The sequence below is a fragment of the Pseudomonas sp. fls2-241-R2A-110 genome (assembly GCF_030209165.1).
Classification (GTDB): domain Bacteria; phylum Pseudomonadota; class Gammaproteobacteria; order Pseudomonadales; family Pseudomonadaceae; genus Aquipseudomonas.
Genome location: NZ_JARVSN010000042.1, coordinates 22,586 through 44,076, shown reverse-complemented (window position 1 = coordinate 44,076; position 21,491 = coordinate 22,586). Strand labels below are relative to the sequence as shown.

General features: G+C 58.7%; 22 protein-coding genes. 9 read left to right on the top strand and 13 right to left on the bottom strand.

Translation table 11 applies throughout. From position 1 onward, the window contains the following. Nucleotides 1-24 precede the first annotated feature (24 nt). Nucleotides 25-1,335, bottom strand: a complete 1,311-nt coding sequence (locus QRN31_RS29420) for a flavin-containing monooxygenase (protein ID WP_285436308.1) — start codon at nt 1,333-1,335, stop codon at nt 25-27. A 218-nt stretch (nt 1,336-1,553) separates the two neighbouring features. After that, nucleotides 1,554-2,456: a LysR family transcriptional regulator gene (locus QRN31_RS29415; protein ID WP_285436306.1), complete on the bottom strand. Its 903-nt coding sequence runs from the start codon at nt 2,454-2,456 to the stop codon at nt 1,554-1,556. Between the two features lie 112 nt (nt 2,457-2,568). Between QRN31_RS29415 and QRN31_RS29410 the strand changes: the two genes are divergently transcribed. From QRN31_RS29410 to souR, 5 genes are all read left to right on the top strand, one after another. Continuing rightward, on the top strand, nt 2,569-3,408 hold the full coding sequence (locus QRN31_RS29410) for a HalD/BesD family halogenase (protein ID WP_285436305.1): 840 nt from the start codon (nt 2,569-2,571) through the stop codon (nt 3,406-3,408). 149 nt (nt 3,409-3,557) lie between these two features. After that, nucleotides 3,558-4,526: a glycine betaine ABC transporter substrate-binding protein gene (locus QRN31_RS29405; RefSeq protein ID WP_285436304.1), complete on the top strand. Its 969-nt coding sequence runs from the start codon at nt 3,558-3,560 to the stop codon at nt 4,524-4,526. A gap of 132 nt (nt 4,527-4,658) precedes the next feature. Beyond that, nucleotides 4,659-5,777, top strand: a complete 1,119-nt coding sequence (locus QRN31_RS29400; RefSeq protein ID WP_285436302.1) for an S-(hydroxymethyl)glutathione dehydrogenase/class III alcohol dehydrogenase — start codon at nt 4,659-4,661, stop codon at nt 5,775-5,777. A 38-nt stretch (nt 5,778-5,815) separates the two neighbouring features. After that, nucleotides 5,816-6,199 (top strand): VOC family protein, encoded by a 384-nt coding sequence (locus QRN31_RS29395; protein WP_285436301.1) that lies wholly within the window; start codon nt 5,816-5,818, stop codon nt 6,197-6,199. A gap of 154 nt (nt 6,200-6,353) precedes the next feature. Beyond that, the gene (gene souR / locus QRN31_RS29390; RefSeq protein WP_285436351.1) at nt 6,354-7,337 is read left to right on the top strand and encodes a transcriptional regulator SouR; all 984 of its coding nucleotides are present in this window, start codon (nt 6,354-6,356) and stop codon (nt 7,335-7,337) included. 18 nt (nt 7,338-7,355) lie between these two features. On the opposite strand, the gene QRN31_RS29385 is transcribed toward souR, so the two are convergent. Further along, the gene (locus QRN31_RS29385; RefSeq protein WP_285436300.1) at nt 7,356-7,844 is read right to left on the bottom strand and encodes a copper chaperone PCu(A)C; all 489 of its coding nucleotides are present in this window, start codon (nt 7,842-7,844) and stop codon (nt 7,356-7,358) included. After that, a complete protein-coding gene (locus QRN31_RS29380; protein WP_285436298.1) occupies nt 7,844-8,449 on the bottom strand; it encodes an SCO family protein in 606 nt (201 codons plus the stop codon). Before QRN31_RS29380 ends, QRN31_RS29385 begins: the two co-directional genes overlap by 1 nt. 391 nt (nt 8,450-8,840) lie before the next feature. On the opposite strand from QRN31_RS29380, the gene QRN31_RS29375 reads away from it, so the two are divergent. Beyond that, a complete protein-coding gene (locus QRN31_RS29375; protein WP_285436296.1) occupies nt 8,841-9,647 on the top strand; it encodes a hypothetical protein in 807 nt (268 codons plus the stop codon). Between the two features lie 41 nt (nt 9,648-9,688). Here the strand turns inward: QRN31_RS29375 and QRN31_RS29370 are convergent, their stop codons facing one another. The 4 genes from QRN31_RS29370 to QRN31_RS29355 form a co-directional block, all read right to left on the bottom strand. After that, on the bottom strand, nt 9,689-10,432 hold the full coding sequence (locus QRN31_RS29370) for a hypothetical protein (protein ID WP_285436295.1): 744 nt from the start codon (nt 10,430-10,432) through the stop codon (nt 9,689-9,691). Nucleotides 10,433-10,680: 248 nt separating this feature from the next. Continuing rightward, nucleotides 10,681-10,929, bottom strand: a complete 249-nt coding sequence (locus QRN31_RS29365; protein WP_285436294.1) for a hypothetical protein — start codon at nt 10,927-10,929, stop codon at nt 10,681-10,683. Nucleotides 10,930-11,182: 253 nt separating this feature from the next. Next, nucleotides 11,183-12,088 (bottom strand): alpha/beta fold hydrolase, encoded by a 906-nt coding sequence (locus QRN31_RS29360; protein WP_285436292.1) that lies wholly within the window; start codon nt 12,086-12,088, stop codon nt 11,183-11,185. Between the two features lie 109 nt (nt 12,089-12,197). Beyond that, nucleotides 12,198-13,874 (bottom strand): MFS transporter, encoded by a 1,677-nt coding sequence (locus QRN31_RS29355; protein WP_285436291.1) that lies wholly within the window; start codon nt 13,872-13,874, stop codon nt 12,198-12,200. A gap of 306 nt (nt 13,875-14,180) precedes the next feature. Between QRN31_RS29355 and QRN31_RS29350 the strand changes: the two genes are divergently transcribed. Next, nucleotides 14,181-14,849 (top strand): ATPase, encoded by a 669-nt coding sequence (locus QRN31_RS29350; protein ID WP_285436289.1) that lies wholly within the window; start codon nt 14,181-14,183, stop codon nt 14,847-14,849. 15 nt (nt 14,850-14,864) lie between these two features. Here QRN31_RS29350 and QRN31_RS29345 read toward each other — a convergent pair whose 3' ends face one another. The 3 genes from QRN31_RS29345 to QRN31_RS29335 form a co-directional block, all read right to left on the bottom strand. Beyond that, the gene (locus QRN31_RS29345; protein ID WP_285436287.1) at nt 14,865-15,743 is read right to left on the bottom strand and encodes a DUF1906 domain-containing protein; all 879 of its coding nucleotides are present in this window, start codon (nt 15,741-15,743) and stop codon (nt 14,865-14,867) included. Between the two features lie 284 nt (nt 15,744-16,027). Continuing rightward, entirely contained in the window at nt 16,028-16,240 is a 213-nt protein-coding gene (locus tag QRN31_RS29340) for a hypothetical protein (protein ID WP_259154351.1), read from the bottom strand. After that, the gene (locus QRN31_RS29335) at nt 16,237-17,046 is read right to left on the bottom strand and encodes a DUF2092 domain-containing protein (protein ID WP_259154353.1); all 810 of its coding nucleotides are present in this window, start codon (nt 17,044-17,046) and stop codon (nt 16,237-16,239) included. Before QRN31_RS29335 ends, QRN31_RS29340 begins: the two co-directional genes overlap by 4 nt. Before the next feature lie 189 nt (nt 17,047-17,235). Between QRN31_RS29335 and QRN31_RS29330 the strand changes: the two genes are divergently transcribed. Continuing rightward, nucleotides 17,236-18,024, top strand: coding sequence for a DeoR/GlpR family DNA-binding transcription regulator (locus QRN31_RS29330; RefSeq protein WP_285436284.1), 789 nt, complete (start codon nt 17,236-17,238; stop codon nt 18,022-18,024). 204 nt (nt 18,025-18,228) lie between these two features. On the opposite strand, the gene yghX is transcribed toward QRN31_RS29330, so the two are convergent. Both yghX and QRN31_RS29320 read right to left on the bottom strand, forming a co-directional pair. Then, nucleotides 18,229-19,116 carry a YghX family hydrolase gene (gene yghX / locus QRN31_RS29325; protein WP_285436282.1) on the bottom strand — a complete coding sequence of 296 codons (888 nt, stop codon included), beginning with the start codon at nt 19,114-19,116 and terminating at the stop codon, nt 18,229-18,231. A gap of 140 nt (nt 19,117-19,256) precedes the next feature. After that, the gene (locus tag QRN31_RS29320) at nt 19,257-21,020 is read right to left on the bottom strand and encodes an L-lactate permease (RefSeq protein WP_285436281.1); all 1,764 of its coding nucleotides are present in this window, start codon (nt 21,018-21,020) and stop codon (nt 19,257-19,259) included. A 206-nt stretch (nt 21,021-21,226) separates the two neighbouring features. Between QRN31_RS29320 and QRN31_RS29315 the strand changes: the two genes are divergently transcribed. Next, complete coding sequence (locus QRN31_RS29315; RefSeq protein ID WP_285436279.1) at nt 21,227-21,463, top strand: hypothetical protein; 237 nt, start codon at nt 21,227-21,229, stop codon at nt 21,461-21,463. The last annotated feature ends 28 nt before the right edge of the window (nt 21,464-21,491 follow it).

The following is a 21,491-nucleotide window of genomic DNA, read 5'->3' as shown; positions in this document are numbered from 1 at the left end:
TTTTAGCTCCTGACAAAAAAAGGCTTAAGCACTGACGGTGGTTTTATGGGCGACCGGGACGGCTTCCACCGCGCGCTGCGCCGCATCGTGGTAGTCGAGGTAGGAACGCTGGATGGCGATGTGATCCGCCACGTACTTGGCGTCGTGCCAAACGCCCCAGATGAACGAAGACCCGCGACGCGACTGCCACGGCAGCCCGAGGAAATACACACCCGGCTCGCTCGACACGCCGCGCTGATGCTGTGGCTTGCCTTTGTCGTCGAAGGCATTGACCTTGAGCCAGCTGTAGTCGGTGGCAAAACCGGTGGCCCAGATGATCGAGGTCACGCCGGCCTTGGCCAGATCGAGCTCAAGAATCGGCTGGGTCACACACTCTGGATCGGGAAAGGTGTGGCGCGCTTCCGGTTCTTCCGGCAGGTCCAGGCCATTGCGTTCGATGTAGGCATCGGCGGCATTGAGCAGCGCCAGATAGTTCTCGTCGCCACGGGCCAGGTTCTCGGCCAGGTTGGGCTGGAAGGTCGCCACGGCGCCGTTGAACGATTGGGTCAGACCGACCAGGGTCATGCCGCGATGCGCCAGCCCACGGAAGTCCACGGTGCGACCGCCATGGGCGCCGCTCACCGCGATGGTGACGTGTTCGCGACCCGGTTTCATCGCCGCTTGATCCCACTCGCCCAGCACGCCCAGCCACCAGCAGAAATCCCGGTTGCGGTAAGCGCGAGGCGGGCGGTCGTGGGCGCCGACGGAGAGGTAAACCTTCTTGCCGGCGCGCTGTAATTCATCGGCGATCTGCACGCCGGACGAGCCCGCGCCGACCACCAACACAGCGCCTTCGGGCAGTTGCGCCGGGTTGCGGTAGTCCGCTGAGTGGATCTGCAGGAAAGGCTGGTCGTTCGGTGCAATCGGCGGGATAACCGGCCGCTGGAAAGGCCCGGTCGCCGCCACCACGCGGTTGGCTTCGATCACGCCTTCAGAGGTTTCGATGGTGAAACCCGGGCGGCCGACGTTGCGCTCGACTTTCAGCACGTCCACGCCAGTGCGGATCGGCGCGTTGAATTTCTTCGCGTAGGCTTCGAAGTAATCGGCGACGCGTTCTTTGGGCGCAAATTCGTCCGGGCTGAGGTCGTCGAAATCAAGGCCAGGAAAGCGGTCATGCCACGCCGGACCGTTGGCGACCAGCGAATCCCAGCGCCCGGTGCGCCAGCGCTCGGCAATACGATTGCGCTCCAGCACCAGGTGCGGCACCCCAAGTTTGCTCAAGTGTTCACTCATGGCCACGCCAGCCTGACCGGCGCCAACAATCAGCGTATCTGTTTTTATTGTTTCAGAGGTCATCTCAATACCCTTCGAAGTTGGAGTTCGGTCGCGAACGACCTGCCATTTCTTGGGCTCAAGACTAGGGATGACCCTGGTATCGGTAAAATATTATTAAGCTGGCATTTGAGTATAAATAACTGAGGCAGAGCATTTGCCTAAGCGCTGCGCGCTGCGCGCTGCGCGCTGCGCGCTATGCGCAGGCCAGGTCGCGGCGCGGCTGAAGGGAATTGCCTGGACTAGGGTTTACCCAGGGTTTCAACCCAGCTGGACAATTCCCCGACCATTTTATGAACCTCACTCGATTCGGGCTCAGAGGGCCGAATGATAGCGTTCCAGGCGATATCCAGGCCTTCATTCAGGGCGGCCCAGGCGAGCTCCCCGCGCTCAAGGCTGGGCGTCACCAAATCCCGTTGCAAGATGCTGATTCCGTAGCCTGAACGTACCAATTCGACAATCGCTTCGATCAACTCCACGGTGATCATTCGCCGGGGCAGAATGCTGGCGGGCGCGAAGAAACGGTCATATTCCCAGCCGCTGGCACGGTCGGTCGAGTAGGTCACCAGGTTGTAAGTCTTGAAGTCTTCGGCGTAGATGTTTTTCCTCCCGGCCAGCGGATGATCGGTGGCCATGATCGCAATCAAGTCGTCGCGGAACAGCGGCAACTTGGCGACTCCGCTGGGCACCATACCGTCGTCAATGATCGATACATCGATCCTTCCCTGCATCAGGCTCGCGTAGACGTCGTTACGGGGCACCGTGACCAGGGTTATTTCGATGTCTGGACGCAGGCTCGAATAGTGTTTGATGAATTTTGGAATCCAGCGAAACGGACCGTATGAGGTGACCCCCATGCGCACGAAGGCTGTGACCCCGCCGGCCATCGACCGTGCCTCGGCCTCCGCTTCGTTGAGAATGGCAATGATGTCTCTGGCGGCGCGTTCGAGGCGCACCCCGGCGGGGCTGAGTCGCAACTTTCCGCCGGATCGCTCCGTGAGGGGCACGCCCAGTCGCCGTTCCGCCTCCCGCATGCGATGACTGACGGCTGAAGGCGTCAGCCATAAACGCTCGGCAACCGCCGTGATCGAGTCGACTTCCGACAGGGTTTGCAGCATGACGAGGTGATCCAGGGTGAGTCTCATAGGGGAGGGCGACCTGAAAATAATTCACAAATTTGCGTAAAAATATGAGCGTGACTTGTTTTTGCCTCCGATGCAATCTGACTCCAGCAAGAGCCAACGGAGAATAACAATCATGACTTTGCTTCCTCTCACAACCGGCGTAACCCTGGGCGATATCATCGACCTGGAGCGCTATCCCATTACCGATCGAACCAACCCGGCTTATCTGGCGTTGGTCGCTGACAGCCAGGCATTACTGGGCAAAGAAGGCGTTGCGATCTTCCCGGGATTTGTCCGTGACAAGATGGTCGCCACAATGGCGGACCAAACGCTTGCCCTGCACCCACGCATGTTCCATTTTCGGGAAAACCACACGGTTTATTTCAAGCCTCAAGAGGACGGCGTCGACTCAGGGCATCCGCTGCGGCGGTTGATGAAAACCGAAAAAGATACCGTCGCCTACGCGGACATTCCCGCCGACAATGTGATCCGCAACATCTACGAATCCGACGAAGTGCTGTCGTTCATCAGGGATGTCTTGGGTCTGGACACGCTCTACCGCCATGCCGATCCGTTGGCCGCGCTTAACTTGCAGGGCTTTACGACGGGGCAGCAATTGGGCTGGCACTTTGACCGTTCAGATTTCAGCGTCACGCTGTCACTCCAGGCGGCAAGCGCTGGAGGGGATTTCGAGTATGTACGCATGCTTCGCAATAAGGACGACGACTGTTATGACGCGGTCCGGCAATTCCTTGATGATCCCCAGACCCAGACCATAGAAGTCCTGCCTCAAGTGCCTGGAACACTGACGTTGTTTCGCGGCCGCTATTCATTGCATCGGGTCACGCCGGTGGTGGGCGACCGATTGAGGCTCAACGCGGTATTTGCTTATGTGGATCAGCCCAATGTCGAATTCAGTGCCTATGCCCGCCAGTTGTTTTACGGACGGACCAGCGTAGACCCATTGGTTTAAGTGACGCCCCATTAACAATAAATCCATTCATTGACTCCATCGCTTCACGTGTTTGTACAGGCACCTGTCCACGTTAGATCTGATGGCACTCGCTGGCCCCGTTTGTGGCAAGCAAGAGCGCCCCTACTATTGTTTTGGAGCGTCTGATCATGAAGTACAAGAAGAATTTGCTGGCATCGTTAGTCACCCTTGGCCTGCTCGTCGGTAGTGTTTCAAGCCAGGCGTCCGGGTGGTGTGACTCAGGCAAGTCGGTGAAGTTTGCCGGTTTGAACTGGGAGAGCGGGATGCTCCTCACCGACATCATGATGATCGTGCTCAAGGATGGCTATGGCTGTGAAACCGACCAGTTGGTGGGTAACACCATCATTCTGGAGACTGCTCTGGCCAGTAACGACATTCAAGTGTTTGGCGAAGAGTGGATGGAGCGCAGCGAGGTCTGGAAAAAAGCCGCGGCAGCAGGAAAAGTGGTGGCGGTTGGCGCACCGATCGTCGGTGCGGTTCAAGGCTGGTATGTCCCGCGTTACGTCGTTGAGGGGGACGCAAAACGCAACAAGCCCGCTCGCGCTCCAGACCTCAAGTCGGTGGCCGACCTGAGCAAGTATCCCGAAGTTTTTCGCGATTCGGAGGAGCCTTCCAAAGGACGCTTCTACAACTGCCCCGCAGGTTGGATTTGCGAGCAGGACAATACCGAGATGTTGAAAGAGTACGGTCTTGAAAGCACCTACACCAATTTCCGCCCAGGCACCGGGGCGGCATTGGATGCTGCTGTGCTGTCGAGCTACAAGCGTGGTGAACCGGTGCTGTTCTACTACTGGTCACCGACGCCGCTCATGGGGCAGATCGATGCGATCAGGCTGGAAGAGAAACCGGGTGTCGACAAGAACGTCATCACTCGAGTCGGCATCTCCAAGGCTTTTCATGAGCAGGCACCCGAACTGGTGGCGGTACTGGAGAAGGTCAACATCCCCATTGACCTGTTGAATCTGAACCTGGCGCGGATGACCAAGGAACGTATTGAATCACCGAAGCTGGCGAGGATTTTCCTCAAGGAGCACCCGGAGGTTTGGCACGCCTGGGTCAGTGAATCAGCCGCGAAAAAAATCGACGCAACGTTGTAACCGGCAATGAAGGCAAGGATGCCTTGCCCGTTGTATCGCTCCTCAACGCGATCCGCGTAAACACACGCTTACGACTGAGTTTTCTTGCTTCCACACAGAGGCGGCGTCTCTTTGCGCCCGGAAATTATGAATATGATCAAATCACGCGCTGCCGTAGCCTTCGCGGCTAACCAGCCTTTGCAAATCGTCGAAGTCGACGTGGCACCGCCGCAGGCCGGGGAAGTATTGGTGCGCATCGTCGCCACCGGCGTCTGTCATACCGATGCATTCACCCTGTCCGGGGCGGATCCGGAAGGCCTCTTTCCGGTCATTCTTGGTCACGAAGGTGGCGGCATCGTCGAAGCAATCGGCGAGGGTGTGACCTCCGTGGCGGTGGGCGATCATGTGATCCCGCTGTACACCCCGGAATGTGGCGAGTGCAAATTCTGCACTTCGGGCAAGACCAACCTCTGCCAGAAAATTCGCGCCACGCAGGGCAAAGGCTTGATGCCGGACGGCACCAGCCGCTTTTCCTACAAGGGCCAACCCATCTTCCACTACATGGGGACCTCGACCTTTTCCGAGTACACCGTGCTGCCGGAAATTTCCCTGGCGAAAATTCCGCAGGAGGCGCCGCTGGAGAAGGTTTGCCTGCTCGGTTGCGGCGTGACCACCGGCATTGGCGCGGTGCTCAACACGGCCAAGGTGGAAGAGGGCGCCAGCGTCGCCATCTTCGGCCTGGGCGGGATCGGTCTGGCCGCGATCATCGGCGCGACCATGGCCAAGGCCGGGCGAATCATCGCGATCGATATCAACCCGGCCAAGTTCGAAATCGCCAGGCAGCTCGGCGCCACCGACTTCATCAATCCGAAGGATTACGACCGGCCGATCCAGGACGTGATTGTCGAGCTGACCGAAGGGGGCGTGGATTACTCCTTCGAATGCATTGGCAACGTCAATCTCATGCGTGCGGCCCTGGAGAGCTGCCACAAGGGCTGGGGCGAGTCGGTGATTATTGGCGTCGCCGGCGCCGGTCAGGAAATCAGTACTCGTCCTTTCCAGTTGGTCACCGGACGCGTCTGGCGCGGCTCGGCGTTTGGCGGCGTGAAAGGTCGCAGCGAACTGCCCAGCTATGTCGAAAAGGCGCAAACGGGTGAAATCCCGCTGGATACCTTCATCACGCACACCCTCGGCCTGGAAGAGATCAACCAGGCTTTCGAGCTGATGCACGAAGGCCGGAGCATTCGCACCGTTGTTCATTTCAATCGTTAAACCCCACCCACCGTTTTTGAACCCGAGAGATTTTTAAGATGAGCATCTTCACTCACGTCACCGTCGGCACCAACGACCTGGAAAAAGCCCGCCGTTTCTACGACAGCGTACTGGCTCAACTCGGCCATAAACGCATCGCCGATCTGGGCGAGAACGGCTCGATCTGGGGCGAGAGCGCCCCTTCGTTTTTCGTCTTGAAGCCGGCCAACGGCGCCCCGGCCAGCGTCGGCAACGGCGTCACCGTCAGCTTCGAGGCACCGGATCGCGCCGCCATTGATGCCTTCCATGCCAGTGCTGTGGCGGCCGGTGGTGTCGATGAAGGCGCGCCAGGCCCGCGTGACTGGGCGCCCAATGCCTATGCCGCCTACGCAAGGGATCTGGATGGCAACAAGCTGGCGGTCTATTGCTTCAAACCCGTTTGAATGAAATCTGAGGCATGATCAAGGCCCCGCCAGCAATGGACGGGGCTTTTTTATGCGCTTCTGGTGGTAACCATCAGGAATGCATCAAACTATAGGTTCGTAAACGCAGTGGAGTGATCGGACATTGATCGAACGACGTCAATTCAGCGGGGGCATGAAGGGAAAAAACCTGCGCTATCTGAACGAGCAACCCGGGGAAACCAGGCAAACGGTTCGGGCTGGCTTCCTGCTGCTTGAACATTTCTCGCTGCCCGCGTTTACCCAGGCGCTGGATACGCTGGTCACGACGAACCTGCTGCGGCCGGACACGTTTTCTACGCGCACCTTCGGCCTCAACGAAGGGGAGGTCGTCAGCGACCTGGGCCTGGTCATTCGTCCCGACGCGCGTCTCGATTGTGCGGCGATCAAGGAGCTGGACCTGCTGGTCGTTTGTGGCGGCTACCGGACTGAGCTGAAAGCCAGCGAGGGCTTCATCACCCTGCTGCGCACGGCGGCAGACCAGGGTGTCAGCCTGGCCGGGTTGTGGAACGGTGCATGGTTCCTGGGCAAGGCCGGCTTGCTTGACGGCTACCGTTGCGCCATTCACCCCGAACATCGCCCCGCGCTCGCCGATTTCTGCAAGGTCACGCAGGTCAGCAGCGAACCCTACATCATTGATCGAGACCGACTGACAGCGTCCAGCCCATCCGGGGCCTTCCACATGGCGCTGGACTGGATCAAAAGCCTGCACGGCAAAGCGCTGGTCGAGGGAATCGAAGACATTCTGGCGTTTGAGGAATCGCGCTACCGGCGTATCAAACCGACGGAAAACATCTGCGTGAGCGCGCCCCTGCGCGAGGTGGTGAAGTTGATGGACGCCAACCTCGAAGAGCCATTGGAGCTGGAGCAACTGGCGGTTTATGCCGGGCGTTCACGGCGACAACTGGAACGCTTGTTCAAGGAGCAACTGGGCACGACGCCGCAGCGCTATTACTTGGAATTGCGCATCACCGAGGCACGTCGATTGCTCCAGCACACCGAGCTGTCGCAAGTGGATGTGTTGGTCGCGTGTGGTTTTGTCTCGCCGAGCCATTTCAGCAAGTGCTACAGCTCGTATTTCGGCTACCGGCCTTCCAAGGAAAAGCGACTCGTCAAATAAGAGTCGCTCGCCCAGCCGTCAATGCATCTTGCTGTGATCGGCCATGCCGAGTGCGCGGGCATCGGCTTGCACTTCAATCGTTTCTTTCTCGCCCTTGGCGTTTTCCACGATCAGCGTCAGGGGCACTTTGCTGCCTTCCTGAACCTGGGCGGTCAGGTCAATCAGCATGATGTGGTAGCCGTGGGGATCAAAGCTCACCGGTTTGCCGGCCGGCAGCGCGACGGACTCGACCTGACGCATGCTCATCACGTCGTCTTTCATGGTGGATTGGTGAATCTGCACGGTTTTTGCGACGGGCGACTGCACGCTGAGCAGTGTGCTGTCGCTGTCGGCTTGCAGGGTCATGAAGGCGCCGGTCGATGGCTGGCCGGCAACCGTTGCGCGGACCCAGGCGTCTTGCACCTGGGTTTGCGCGCAGACCTGCCACGCCATGCCGATCAGGGAGCAGCCCAGGACCAGTTGTTTGATGCGTCGCGAGAAGGCGGTTTTTGCGGACATCGAATTCATTAGCAGACTTCCATGACGGTGAGCAGATCGTCTGCACACTCTTGGGCGGTAAGGGACGCGGACAGCCCCAGGCGCAAATTGCCCCGGGAGTCGAAGACGAAGCTGGTGGCGGTGTGGGACAGGGTGTAGCTCGAACCGCTGGGGATCTTTTCAAAGAACACGCCGAACTCCTTGGCGGTTTCAGCGGTTTCTTCGAGCGAGCCATGCAGCGCCTCGAAACTCGGATCGAACGATTTGACGTAAGCGTCGAGCATCTGCGGCGTATCGCGTTCGGGGTCCAGGGTGATGAAGATCACTTGCAGCTTTTCGCCGTCGCGACCCATCAGCTTCTTCGCCTGCGCCGCCCGGGCCAGCGTTGTCGGGCAGACCGCCGGGCACTGGGTGAAACCGAAGAACACCATCGGCATCAGGCCGCGATAGCTGGTCAGCATCTTCGTTTCGCCCTGGGCGTCCTTGAGCTTGAAGGTACGTCCCATGATCTTGTCGCTGAGGTCCTTGCCGTACTTGAACGACAGCTTGCTGCTGCCATCGCAGCCGGCGAGCAAACCCAGGCTCAACAGGCTCATGCCGCGCAGGACCGTGCGACGGGTATACAACGTACTCATGGAAAAGCATTCCTGTGTTGCGACTTGAGAACGACTGCGTCTGATGAGTCAGACGAAAAAAGCGCGTGGATATTAACAAACTGTGCCCGTGCGTCGCTCATTGTTGGACGAGGGGTGGTTTTGGTACAGAGGCAGCCAGCGCACAAAAATACGGATCAGTGGGCAAGGGCAATCCCTTTGCAGCGGCAAACAATGCACGACGCGCAGCGGCCAGTGTGACGATCATCACAATATCCGCGACATTGCGTTACGGCTGCTAAGCTTCGACCTTGCAGCGCCCCAGTCACTCATGGGTCGGGCGTTGCGCGTAGCCATGGAGTACGACTTCAGTATCCATATCCACTCCATCGGGGTGGCCAGCGATTGTCGGTAACCTGCACGGAGGCAGGCAATGGTGATCAAACACGTTGGCAATTCGAGTGCCGAGGGGGTTCCCGAGCCGCTCGATCGTGAAGAATTGGAGCGCGTGCTGACGCTGCTTCTGGCCAGTCCGGTGTTTGCCAAGTCCCGGCGAATGGGCAGTCTGCTGCGCTTTCTGGTCGAGCACGACCTTCAATGTTCGAACACGCCACTCACCGAGCATGCCATCGGTCTGGCGGTGTTTCGCCGAGATCCGGCGGTTTACTGCACGGGCGACGATCCGGTGGTGCGGGTGCAGGTGGGCCGATTACGGCGCAAGCTCGCGACGCATTACACCACCACGGGTCAGCTGGACCCGGTGCACCTGAGCATACCGCCCGGTTGTTATCGCCTGGCGTATCAGCGGCTCAGGCCCAAGGGCGTCGCGACTCGCCATCCAATACTGCAAATTCAGCCCTTTACCTGCATCACCCGCGACGGCGATGACTTTACCCGTGGCCTGAGCGAGGAGTTGAGCTGCCGGTTATTCGAGACGTTCGAACAGACGCAAAGCCGTACTAACCATGTGTTGATGAAGGTGGCGCGCAGCCGTGTCAAAGCCTCGGACGTCATGCGGGCCGGGCGCGGCAATTATTCGCTGGAAGGCAGCGTGCGGGTGGAGCCGAGCCGTGTCCGCACCTCGGTGCGCCTGATTGATGTGGCTCAGGGGCGGATTCGCTGGTCGGAGCAATTTGATCGCAATCGGCCTTATGGCATCGCCACTCAGGAAGATCTGGCGGAGTCGATCTGTCGCTCGTTGACCGGGTATTTCTCCCGGGGAGGCGGTGATGTTTCGTGAATGAAAGGGGGGCAACCGCGAGGTTGCCCCCGGTGTGACTTTTACACCGTTTTCCATTTACCGTCTTCGTAGAGGCGGGTCGCATCGTTAACGGTGGTCAGGTCGATTTCAATGGCCTTGGACCGCGAAGTGCTGAACATGGTGCTGGTCTGCACGTTCTGTTCGAACCACACGAGAATGGTCTCGACAGGGGTCAGAACGGTGTTGCCGGTGACCACCTGGTTGGTGGCAACGTAGATCGGGGTGCTGACTTGCTTGCCGTCGATGCCAACGGACAATTGATTGATGCCGGGGTGGATCGGCCCGTATTCGTTGTCCAGGGTGATGGAAATGTCAGGGCCACCGGTTACTGCCTGCCCCAACAAACCTTCCGCGCTCAGTATCGATTGTTGCCCCAGGCCGATCGTGACGATGTTGGTCGACACCTTCACCGTCACATCAGCCTGAAAAGTATTGGACCCGAACAGTTGGTACTGAGGTGTCCAGCTGAAGCCGTTGTTGCTCAGGTATTTGTCATAGGACTGCCAAACGACGTTGTAGGCTTCGTTGCCGACTTTCTTGGCGAAGCACAGCTTGTAGCCTGACTGCTTGAGCAGCGTCAGGTCATCGGGGGCGATCTCGATCGTGACTGACTTTTGCGTGGCCGCCAGGGTCGACGTCAGCACCTTGCTGTAATCCGACGTTTTCAGGGCCGTGGGGGCCAGACTCTGGAACGATTTGAGGGCCTCTTGCACATCATTGTGAAGTTGCAGAGCTTGCTTGCTTACAGCGCTCGACTTACTCATGGCTTTCCTCTTCCTTGGTTGTGTTAGGCAATCAATGCGCAGCGGGCAACGTATCAGCACCCTCTAAACACATTGACGGCTTCACTGTAGGCGGGAGGGGCAGGGCGGCGAAGTATCTTGGCGTTACAGGCGGGAGGGGCATGAACCGGGTGCAAACCCTGGAGGTAACAGTCAGCGTAACGAGGTTGTATCAAGTGAGTCTGCGGCATGAGACAGCAGGGCGGCCGCTCGACCGCCCCACCGTGGCCTCAATGCGCCGGTGTGCTCACCTTCGCGTCGGCCCAGACAAAGTTCCAGCTGGTGCGCTTGCCTTTGGCAATCTCGATCAGCTTGTTCTCATACGTGGTGTGATTGACTGTGCCGGTGTAGGTCAGCTTGCGAGCGGCATTGGTCCCGGTGACCTCGCCCGGTTTGCCGCCAGACTCGACCATGGCCTTTTTCAGGTCGGCTTCCGATGGGGCACTGCTCTGGTTTTTTTCAACGGTTACAAAACTCATGGTGTCACCTCTTCCGTGATGGGGGGATCGGCGCACAGCAGGGCCGATGGGACTTCATGTCCCCGCCAGACACCGAAGGCCATACTCTATTGGCCTGCCGAGCGACGCAGAAGTGACAACACGGCCGCTAAGGTAACAACACGCAAACAGGCTGATCGACTGATGTAACAGCGACGTATCAACGTGTGTCATCACTCAGGATTTCGAAAACACGATGAGGGCCGGGGTTCAATCGGCTTGGCGATCTGCCGGGTCACTGGCCAATAAAGTTACGGATCGCCGCGATGGTCTGGGTCGGCGCTTCTTCCATCAGCCAATGCCCCGCGCCGGGGATCACCACTTCTGTCACGTTGTCCGCCGCGTTGCGCATCACGATGGCTTCGTTATTGCCGAAGGATTTCTCTCCACCGACAGCCAATACCGGCATGGTCAGTCGCGTTTTCATTGACGCTTCGTTGTCCACCGCGTCCTGACGAATGCTGCGGAACTGGGCGAAGGCCGCATGCATGACGCCGGGACGGGCATAGAGTTTGGCGTAATGCTGACGGGTGGCTTCATCGACCTTGCTGCGGTCACCCGCGAATTCGTTCCAGAAACGGTCCAGGTAAATGCGTTCACGACCGGCGACCAGGCGTTCGGCATCGGCTCCGCCGAAGTCGAAATGCCACAGCATCGGTGAACGGACAATGTCGTTCCAGGGCGGAATGCCCGGTACGGGCGCATCCATTACCACCAAGCGGTCAGTCAGCTGCGGATACCGCGAGGCGTAGGCGAAGGCGACCATGGTGCCGATGTCGTGACCGATGACCACCGCATGTTCGATACCCAGTGCGGCCAACACGCCTCGAACATCACTGGCCTGGGTTTTCTTGTCGTAGCCGCCGTCGGGGATTGACGACAAGCCCAGACCGCGTAAATCCGGGACCACGACGGTGTGGTCATGGGCCAGATCGGCTGCCAGCGGCGCCCACATGTCGCCGGTGTCGCCGAAACCATGCAACAGCACCACGGCAGGGCCTTTGCCGCCGACGCGGACATGGATTTTGGCGCCTTCGACCGGGATGTCTTGCGTGCGAAAACCGGCGGGAAATGGCGTCACCCCGGCATGGGCCGGGATGCCTAGCGCCAGCATAAAAACGGTAAACAGGACGCGGATCATGGTGCTGCCCCTCTCGGAGTCCGGGAAGTCCCCAGGCAATGAAAATGAGCGTAGACCGTTTGATCATGTTTGCAGGGCCCTCTCCGGGGGCGAGAGGGCCCGTTTGCCTTCAGGTGTGATGAATTTCCCGATCCTTGGTTTCCGGCAGGAAGAAGGTACCGAGTATGGCCGTCATCACGGCGATGACGATCGGGTACCACAGCCCGTAATAGATATCACCCGTGGCCGCGACCATGGCGAACGCCACCGTCGGCAGGAAGCCGCCGAACCAGCCATTGCCGATGTGGTAGGGCAGCGACATCGAGGTGTAGCGGATGCGCGCCGGGAACAGTTCCACCAGCCAGGCGGCAATCGGGCCGTAGACCATGGTCACGTAGATCACCAGGATGGTCAGGAGTAGCAGCACCATTGGGTAATTGGTCTTGGCCGGGTCGGCCTTTTCGGGGTAGCCGGCCTCCTTGAGCGCTGTGCCGAGGGTCGCGGCGAAGGCGTCGTTTTTGGTCTTGAAGTCGGCGGCCGGCATGCCGGTGCCCTCGAAGCTCTGGATGACTTTGTCGCCGATGCGTACCTGCGCGACGGCGCCCGGTTCAGCCTTGAGGTTCTTGTAGGGTATGGCGCGTTTCGCCAATACGGTCTTGGCGAGGTCGCAGGAACTGGTGAATTTGGCCTTGCCCACCGGGTCGAACTGGAACGAGCACAGCCCCGGATCGGCCACCACCGTGACCGGGTTCTTCTCCTGGGCGAGGAACACGTCGGGGTTACCGTATTGGGTCAACGCATGGAAGATCGGGAAGTAGGTCACTGCCGCCAGGATGCAGCCGGCCATAATGATCCCTTTGCGGCCGATCCGGTCGGACAGGCTGCCGAAGATGACGAAGAACGGCGTGCCGATCAGCAGCGAACCGGCAATCAGCAGGTTGGCGGTCTGCGGGTCGATCTTCAGTGTTTGCAGCAGGAAGAACAGCGCGTAGAACTGACCGGTGTACCAGACGACGGCCTGGCCGGCGGTGCCGCCGAGCAGGGCCATGATCACGATCTTGAGGTTCTCCCAGCGCGCGAAGGATTCGGTCAGCGGCGCCTTGGAGGACTTGCCCTCGGCTTTCATTTTCAGGAACACCGGCGACTCGCTGAGTTGCAGGCGGATGTACACCGAGACGATCAGCAGCAGGATCGACAGCAGGAACGGAATCCGCCAGCCCCAGGCTTCGAAGGCTTCGGTGCCCAGCGCGGTGCGGCAAGCGAGGATCACCAGCAGCGAGAGAAACAGCCCAAGGGTGGCCGTGGTTTGAATCCACGAGGTGAAGTAGCCGCGCCGGCCCTTCGGTGCATGTTCGGCCACGTAGGTCGCCGCGCCGCCGTACTCACCGCCCAGCGCCAGGCCTTGCAGCAGGCGCAGGGAGATCAGGATGATCGGCGCCGCCACGCCGATGGTCGCGTAGCCAGGCAGGAAGCCCACCACGGCCGTGGACAGACCCATGATGACAATGGTGATGAGGAAGGTGTGCTTGCGCCCGATCATGTCGCCCAGCCGGCCGAACACCACGGCACCGAAAGGGCGAACGGCGAAGCCTGCGGCGAAGGCGAGCAGCGCGAAGATGAACGAGGTTGTCTCGTTGACACCGGCGAAGAAGTGCTTGGCGATAATCGCCGCGAGGGACCCGTACAGGTAGAAGTCGTACCATTCGAACACGGTGCCCAGGGAGGAGGCGAAAATGACCTTGCGCTCCTCCTTGGTGATCCCGTGGTTGGACGTGCTGCCCGTGGTTGCGTTGTCGATTGCGGCCATGAGTCTTCTCCGTCTTTCTTGTTATAGGCCGGAGTACCTCACTATCGTTTGCCGCACCCAGGCCCTTGGGCTGATGTCGTCGGATTAAACATTGCGCGAAGCCTGCACACAGGCTGGCGGCCTCGCATCGCTGCAGGGTTTCTAGAAGCATAATCGGCTTCGCGCAGATATCCACTGGCCAACCCGTTCAACCCCGCGCAACCATTCGTTTAATCAATAATCACCATCAAGGAATGCGAGTTCTGTTTTTCTGTCATGAGAGGAAGATAACGTCATACCGAAGTCGCCTCTGAAGGAACCTGCGCGATGAGAATCTCTACCTTGTTGGCGCTTGTCGCCGTATTGACCGCCAGCGTTGCCGCCACCGTACCGGCTTATGCGGCCGATCCGTCCTGTCATTTCCTGCCGATGGGCGACAGCACCGCCAGCTTGCAGCGCACCCAATCGGTGGGCGTGCTGTACAGCGAGAACACCCTCAACACGATCCAATACCTTGAGCAGTACCATGCTGTGGCACTGAACGGCGCGAAGAACCCTGCGCTGGATTCGCGCATCAGCAGCGCCTTCGTCAAGAGCTCCGATCCGACACTGGCGATCAATTGGCTCAAGGGCTCGCTGCAAAAGGAATTTGCCTCGGTGACTGTCTACGACAGCCTCGACGCGGTGGTGCAAGCCCATCCTGACGTCGTGGTGATGCTGGACACCTACAGCCGTCTGGTGTCCAAGCGCAATAACCAGGTCGAAGCACGCTTCCTCGCCAAGTTCTACGATTCGAACCTGCAGTACATCGGCAAGGCCGAAGGATCGCGGGAACAACAGATGCCTTCGGTCTGGGTGCATGGCAAGGCCGCTCCAGAGATCGCTGCGCAGATAGACCAGCAAAACGTGGTGCAGGTCGATGCGTTGAAGCAGTTCGATGCTTCGCTGAAAGTGTTGGTGACGTCCGCAAGCAGGGGTCAGGTTGCCGCTAACTGACCCTCGTTGCGCCGTTTATCCCAACTCTTTTAGAAATGCCGAAGCCGCAAACCCATCGATCAAGCCATCACCCTGAAGATCAATACTCGACCACTCGGGATTGACCGGTTTCGCCACGACCAGCTGCCTGGGCTTCAAGCTACCCAACACGCTGTACTCGGTGCCGGGACCACCCCGCAGTCTCAGACTGGTTCGCGATATCACCTCATGGGTGGGCGCAGAGACAGCCGTCGGGACTGACGACGTTTCGACAGGGACAACAAACGCGCCGAAATCACTCTGTTGAGGATTGATGAGGTTGTAGTCGAGGCCCAAGCCGCACAATGTGGCTTCCGGCGCCTTTTGCTGAATGTTGTAGACGCCATTCCTGATCGCGTCTTTCGTGCCCCTGAACCCCGATGACATCGCGAGCCAGACCAGCGAGCACAAGTTGTTCTTTGACAACGCAGCGGCGGTGGCTCCCGAGCCATAGACGCCTACCCGATAGGCCGGCTGGCTGCCGGATATCTCTTCGAAGGCCCGTTGGATGCCCTGGAAAAAAGGAATGATGCTGCCGGTGATGTCGGTGGGGCTGGCATCGAAGTCGACGGAAAAATATATCCCCGACCCCTCGGGTTGCCCGATGTCGTTGCTGGCATAGCGGTAGGCCCTGCGTCCTGCTTCATACCCTTTGGTGTCCGAGAAGTCGTCTGCGCTGTTTTGTCGTTGCTGGAACACCACGGCAATGTTCATTCCCTGGGCACAAATGGATTGCGCTTCCATCAGCGTTAAACACTTGTCGGGAAAACTTACCGAGTTGCTGAAGTTGTAGTAGCGGATGATGGTTTGAACGTTTTCTTTTGCCAGGCAGCTAAGTTTTGCCGTCGTTTTATAGGGCGTGTCGATAATGAGCATGATCAATGTCCTTTGGCGAGTCTTGCGCTTTTCCGATGCGGCCGAGTGATATTTATTCGGCCCTTTGGATTAATGAAAAGCGCGTTTAAGAAACTCGTCAATGCAGGCACGTGTTACTTTTTACGAGAGGTGTAATAAGTTTGAGTCAGTGTTAAGCGAGTGCAACAAAGTTTGATAAAAAAATGAGACTGGCGGATTTTATATTGCTGAAGTTACTGGTATTCAGGCGCACAAATGTTTTTAAATCTTACCGGGCCGCCTGACCCGGTAAGTGTCAATTATCATCAGCAGTAACGAACTCCCACCGCGCAACGCCGCACCGTACGCCTTGCCACTCCAGCCACGCTGACCGGTGTGAGAGGACGCCCGACGATGGCTTCGGCCGGAGAAATAACACTGTGAATGCCTGGGATCGACAGGGTTTCTCCGAGTTCGAGCGCGGCGCACAGAACGAACGTCACCGCCAGCAAGCCAGCTGTTTTTATCAAGAGCTTCATTTGGCTTTTCCTCGCACAAAGTTTTTCGGCAAGTCATCCCCGTTGGGCAGGTCCTTCAACTCCATTTTCTTGGCATTTGTCGTGTTATTGAAGGCGAAGTCGTCTGCGGCCACTTCGGTGCCACTTTTCCAGTCCCTGATTTCAATGCTGTATTGCGGACCGCCCGCCACTTGCTTGGAGGTAATGACGTAGCGGCAAGGGTAGGGACGCTCGCCTTGGGCGATCCAGATCTGCCAATCCACGTCCTTGGCCCTGAACGCCAAGTGGTCGCATTCGACGCCGCCAATCACACCGCTGCCCAAATCCTTGATGTCATTGACGCCCTCCATCAGTTGCGCTGCAGGATTGTCGACAAAGAGGTCGGCGCCCGGTAAGGGGCGGTTGTACTTGTCCCTTAATTCGTTAATCAAATGATCAATCGTGCCAGGGGCTTCAACCTGGGTATAAGCGTTTGCGTTTTTGCCAAACAGGGTCAGGGTCTTGCCGTCGAACAGCATCTCGACATCGGCGAATCCGCCCGTGCGCGTGGAACGGATTTTGTCAGGCCGGTTAATGATGACCGTGCCGGACGCCGCCACTGTGAGTTTCTGTTTTTCTCGGGTGACGACTTCAAGGTCCGTGTCGTAGTTAAACGATATGTTTTTTTGCGCTGACATATAGTCGGACATGTTCTTTAGCAGGCTTTTGGCGCTTGCATCATCGGCCTGCGCAATGACCGGATACCCTAATCCAATCATTAACCCAAGTCCTGCGCACGCTATAAGGGGCGCCGATGAGTTGACTAACTTTCGGGCGATCTTTTCCATGTAGTTCACCACTGCAAAAGGGCTGGATTGGCCAGCTTGGACTTATAACGCTAGTTCAACATCGGCCATCCGCCGGGTATTACGCGACCGCTCATCTGCCTTTTTCCTCCTCGCCAGACAATTCGTTGCGATTGTGTTTACGAGGCTGCTTGGCTAATCTTGCACAAACACGCAAAAACAGGCACGAACATGCAAGATCAGCATTCGACAGTCGAGCTTCCTTCGGTGCGCCGGCAAAAAATCCTTCTGCTCCTGGAGCGTGACGGCAAGGTCATGGCTTCGGAGTTGAGCCAGCATTTTGCCGTTTCCGAAGACACCATTCGCCGCGACCTGGCGGAACTGCACGCCGCTGGCCTGGTGCAGCGCGTGCACGGCGGGGCGCTGCCGCGTCCAAAGGACACCGGCAAGGACTTCTTTACCCGGGTAAACGAAACCGATGAGGTGAAAACCCGCCTGGCGCAACTCGCGGCCAGTCGAGTGCACAACGGCCAGATTGTGATGTTCGATTCGGGCAGCACGACGCTGCAGATCGCCCGGTCGTTACCCTCGGACATTGTCATCACGGCCATGACGGCATCGCCGATGATTGCCATCACGTTGGCCGAATACACGGGCATCAAGGTGATCCTGGCTGGTGGCCAACTCAATCCGGCGACGATGTCTGCCAGCGGACATGAAACGCTGCGACTGATCGAGAGCATCAAGGCTGATCTGCTGTTTACCGGGGTCTGTGCGATCCACCCGGAAGTCGGCATCAGCTCGCTGCATTTTGATGAGGTGCCGGTGAAACTGGCGATGCTCGATAGCGCATCCCAGGTGGTGGCGGTGACAACTGCAGACAAACTGGGGGCGGTCGAGCCTTTTGTGGTGGCGCCGTGCAATCGCATTCACACGCTGATCACCGAGCGGCATGTCGCCTCGGGCGATATCGGGGACTATCGAAAGCTTGGCCTTGAAGTGGTGCAGGCGGACGATTGAGCCAGGGACGCGCTATCAGCCGTGGCCCAGGGCGATGGCAAAGGACACAACGATCAAGCACGCAAACGCAAAATTTATGTTCATGACGCTATCGCCCGAATTATTAGAAGTCGCGCTATCTTGAACACGCCGCAGAAAAATAAAAAATTCGGCTTCATGATGTAAAAGATCGAGGGAATTGATAGTTGCTCCCCGTAGATGCTTCTACACCAAGTATTTACGAAACCAGGCCACCGTCCTGTCCCACGCGAGTTTCGCTGCGGCTTCATCGTAACGAGGCGTGGAGTCGTTATGAAAACCATGATTGCAGCCGGGATAGATATACGCCTCGTATGTCTTGCCCGCCGCTTTCAACGCTTTTTCATACGCCGGCCAGCCTTCATTGATGGCCTTGTCCAGTTCGCCGTAATGCAGCAGCAGTGGCGCCTTGATTTTCGGCACATCCTCGGACTTGGGCTGGCGACCATAAAAAGGCACGGCTGCCGCCAGCTCCGGATAGGCCACGGCAGCGGCATTGGCGACACCGCCGCCATAGCAGAAGCCGGTAATCCCGACCTTGCCCGTGGCGCCATCCAGTTTCATCAGCCATTCAATGGCGGCGAAAAAATCATTCATGAGCTTTTCCGGATCGACCGTCGCTTGTAACTCGCGGCCTTTGTCATCGTTGCCGGGATAACCGCCCACCGAACTCAGGCCGTCGGGGGCGAGTGCAACAAATCCCGCTTTGGCGACGCGCCGGGCGACGTCTTCGATGTAGGGGTTGAGCCCACGGTTTTCATGTACGACCAGCACCGCCGGCACTTTGCCGGTGGCTTTGGCTGGACGCACCAAATAGCCACGGACATTGCCATGGCCGTTGGGCGAGGGGTAGCTGATGTACTCGGCGAGGATGTCCGGGTCAGTGAACTCCACTTGTTCGGCCAGCGCGTAATTGGGGCTCAGGGTGGCGAGCAGAGCGCTGGCCGTCAGGCCGCCCAAGGTGAACAGCGCCGCCCGGTCAAGAAACTCGCGCCGGTTGATTTTGCCATGGGCGTAATAGTCGTAGAGCTCAAGCAGTTCCGGTGCGAAGTCTTTGGCGGTCAGGCGTTCCATCGGTGCACTTCCCATGGGTCCAGGCTTTGAATCAGTAAAGCAGTATTTAGCGCATTGGACACCTCATCCACACCGCACCGCATCGTTCGCCACAACCCGGCCAGATCGCCGGGCGTGGATCACTCACTAACCTCGGCTCATCAATGCCCACCCACCACCAGATGGCTGAACGGCGCGACATACGCCTGCAACGTGACCAGGCCACCGACCAGAATGGCCAGCACAATGGAGTGGAAGAACACGTAGCGCAGGATTTCCCCTTCATGCCCGTACCAGCGAGTCGCCGTGGACGCCACTACGATTGACTGGGCGTCGACCATTTTGCCCATCACCCCGCCAGAACTGTTGGCTGCGGCCATCAATACCGGGCTGAGTCCCAGTTGTTCGGAAGTCACCCGTTGCAAGCCGCCAAACAGCACGTTGGAGGCCGTGTCCGAGCCAGTCAAGGCGACGCCGAGCCAGCCGAGCAGGGTGCCGAACATGGGGTAGAAAATCCCGGTGGCGGCGAAGGCCAGGCCCATGGTCGCGTCCAGCCCCGAGTAGCGGGTGAGGAAGCCCAGGGCCAACATCGCCGCAATGGTGATCAGCGAATAGCGCACCACCCACAACGTTCGCAGGTATTGGCGGGCCAGTTGCGGGATCGAATAACCCATCAGCAGTCCGCCGACGATGGCCGCCAGGAGGATGCCGCTGCCAGTGCTGGTGAACCAAGTGAATTTATAGATCGCTTCCTCGGTTTTTGGCGCAGGCACCACCGGTGGAACCTTTTCCACTTGCAGGTGCAAGGTGGTGAAGGTCACGGCCGGGGCGAACATTGGATTGGCTTCGCGCAGCGGTTTGCCTTGTGGGTCGAGCTTGGCTGATTGGGTGGCCGGGTCGATTGCCGGGCGGGTGTCGAACATGTTTTTGAAGCCTTGGGTGCCCCAGGCGAAAACGAAGACGGTGAGGATGATCCACGGCATCCACGCACGCATCACCGCCGGTTTTGCATCGCTGGCAAAGGTGCCGCTGATTTCGGGTTTTTGCTCATGTTCGGCGTCTATTTTTGAAGTGTCGACACGCCCCGACAGCGCGGCGGAGGTGTGCACCGTGGCCGGTTTCCAGACTTTCAGGAACAGGGTCAGGCAGGCCATGGAGATCAGTGCGGCGATCACGTCGACCAGCATCGGCCCGTGGTAGTTGGACACCAGGAACTGTGGCACGGCAAAGCTGACACCGGCGACCAGGATGGCCGGCCAGATTTCCAGCATCTTGCGCCAGCCGGCAAAAGCCCAGATCAGCCAGAATGGCACCAGCACCGAGAAGAATGGCAATTGTCGGCCGACCATCATCGACAGTTCCATTTCATCCAGCCCGGTTACCTTGGCCAGGGTGATGATGGGCGTGCCCAAAGCGCCGAACGCCACCGGCGCGGTGTTGGCAATCAACGCCAGGCCAGACGCCGCCAGGGGTGAGAAGCCCAGGCCGATCAGGATTGCGCCCGTCACCGCCACCGGCGTGCCGAACCCGGCAGCGCCTTCGAAGAACGCACCGAAGCAGAAAGCAATCAGCAGCAATTGCAGGCGTCGGTCGTCGGTGATGCGTGCGAGGGAATCCTGCAACACTTTGAACGAGCCGTTCTCAGTGGTCAGCCGGTGCAGGAAGATAATGTTGAGCACGATCCAGCCAATCGGCAGCAGACCGTTGGCGGCGCCGAACAGCGCCGCCGTGCCGGCCATGTTCGCGGGCATGCCGAAGGCGAAGATGGCGATCAGCAGGGCAGAACCAAGGGCCAGCAATGCCGCCAGATGCGCCTTGATATGGAAAAACGCAAGGGATGCCAGCATCACCACAACCGGCACTGCGGCCATGATGGTTGAGAGCACCGGGTTACCAAAGGGATCGTAGACTTGCTGCCAGACCATGTTCCACCTCTGCTTTTTATTGTTGGTAGTGCAGGCCCCGCGCGGGGTTGGTGGAATGGAGTATAGGTGGCATTGCGCCGCTGTCCTGTGAGGCTCGTGGCCGGTAAACCGCCTGCCGGCGGCCAGTGAAAATCCTGGTCGAAGTTCTACTACGCTCAGAAAGAATGACGGCAAACCCTGCTATCCACGACGAGAGGGAGACAGCGATGACTGAACGCCATGAGGAACACAAGGAAACGCTTTCCAATGGATGCAAGATCAAGGTGACAGCCGAGATATTGAGGGACGGCTCCCTGAAAATGTTCATCGGCGTTTACCGGCCGGACGACTCCGTAATTGAAGAGAACGAGCATCCGTCCCCACACCTGCTGGACATGGAGGACGCTTTGGAGTGGGCCATCGAAAAAGCCAAAGAGATCGGCAACAGACAACATACGTTGTAAGAGCGGCGAATCACCGCTCTCGCTATCG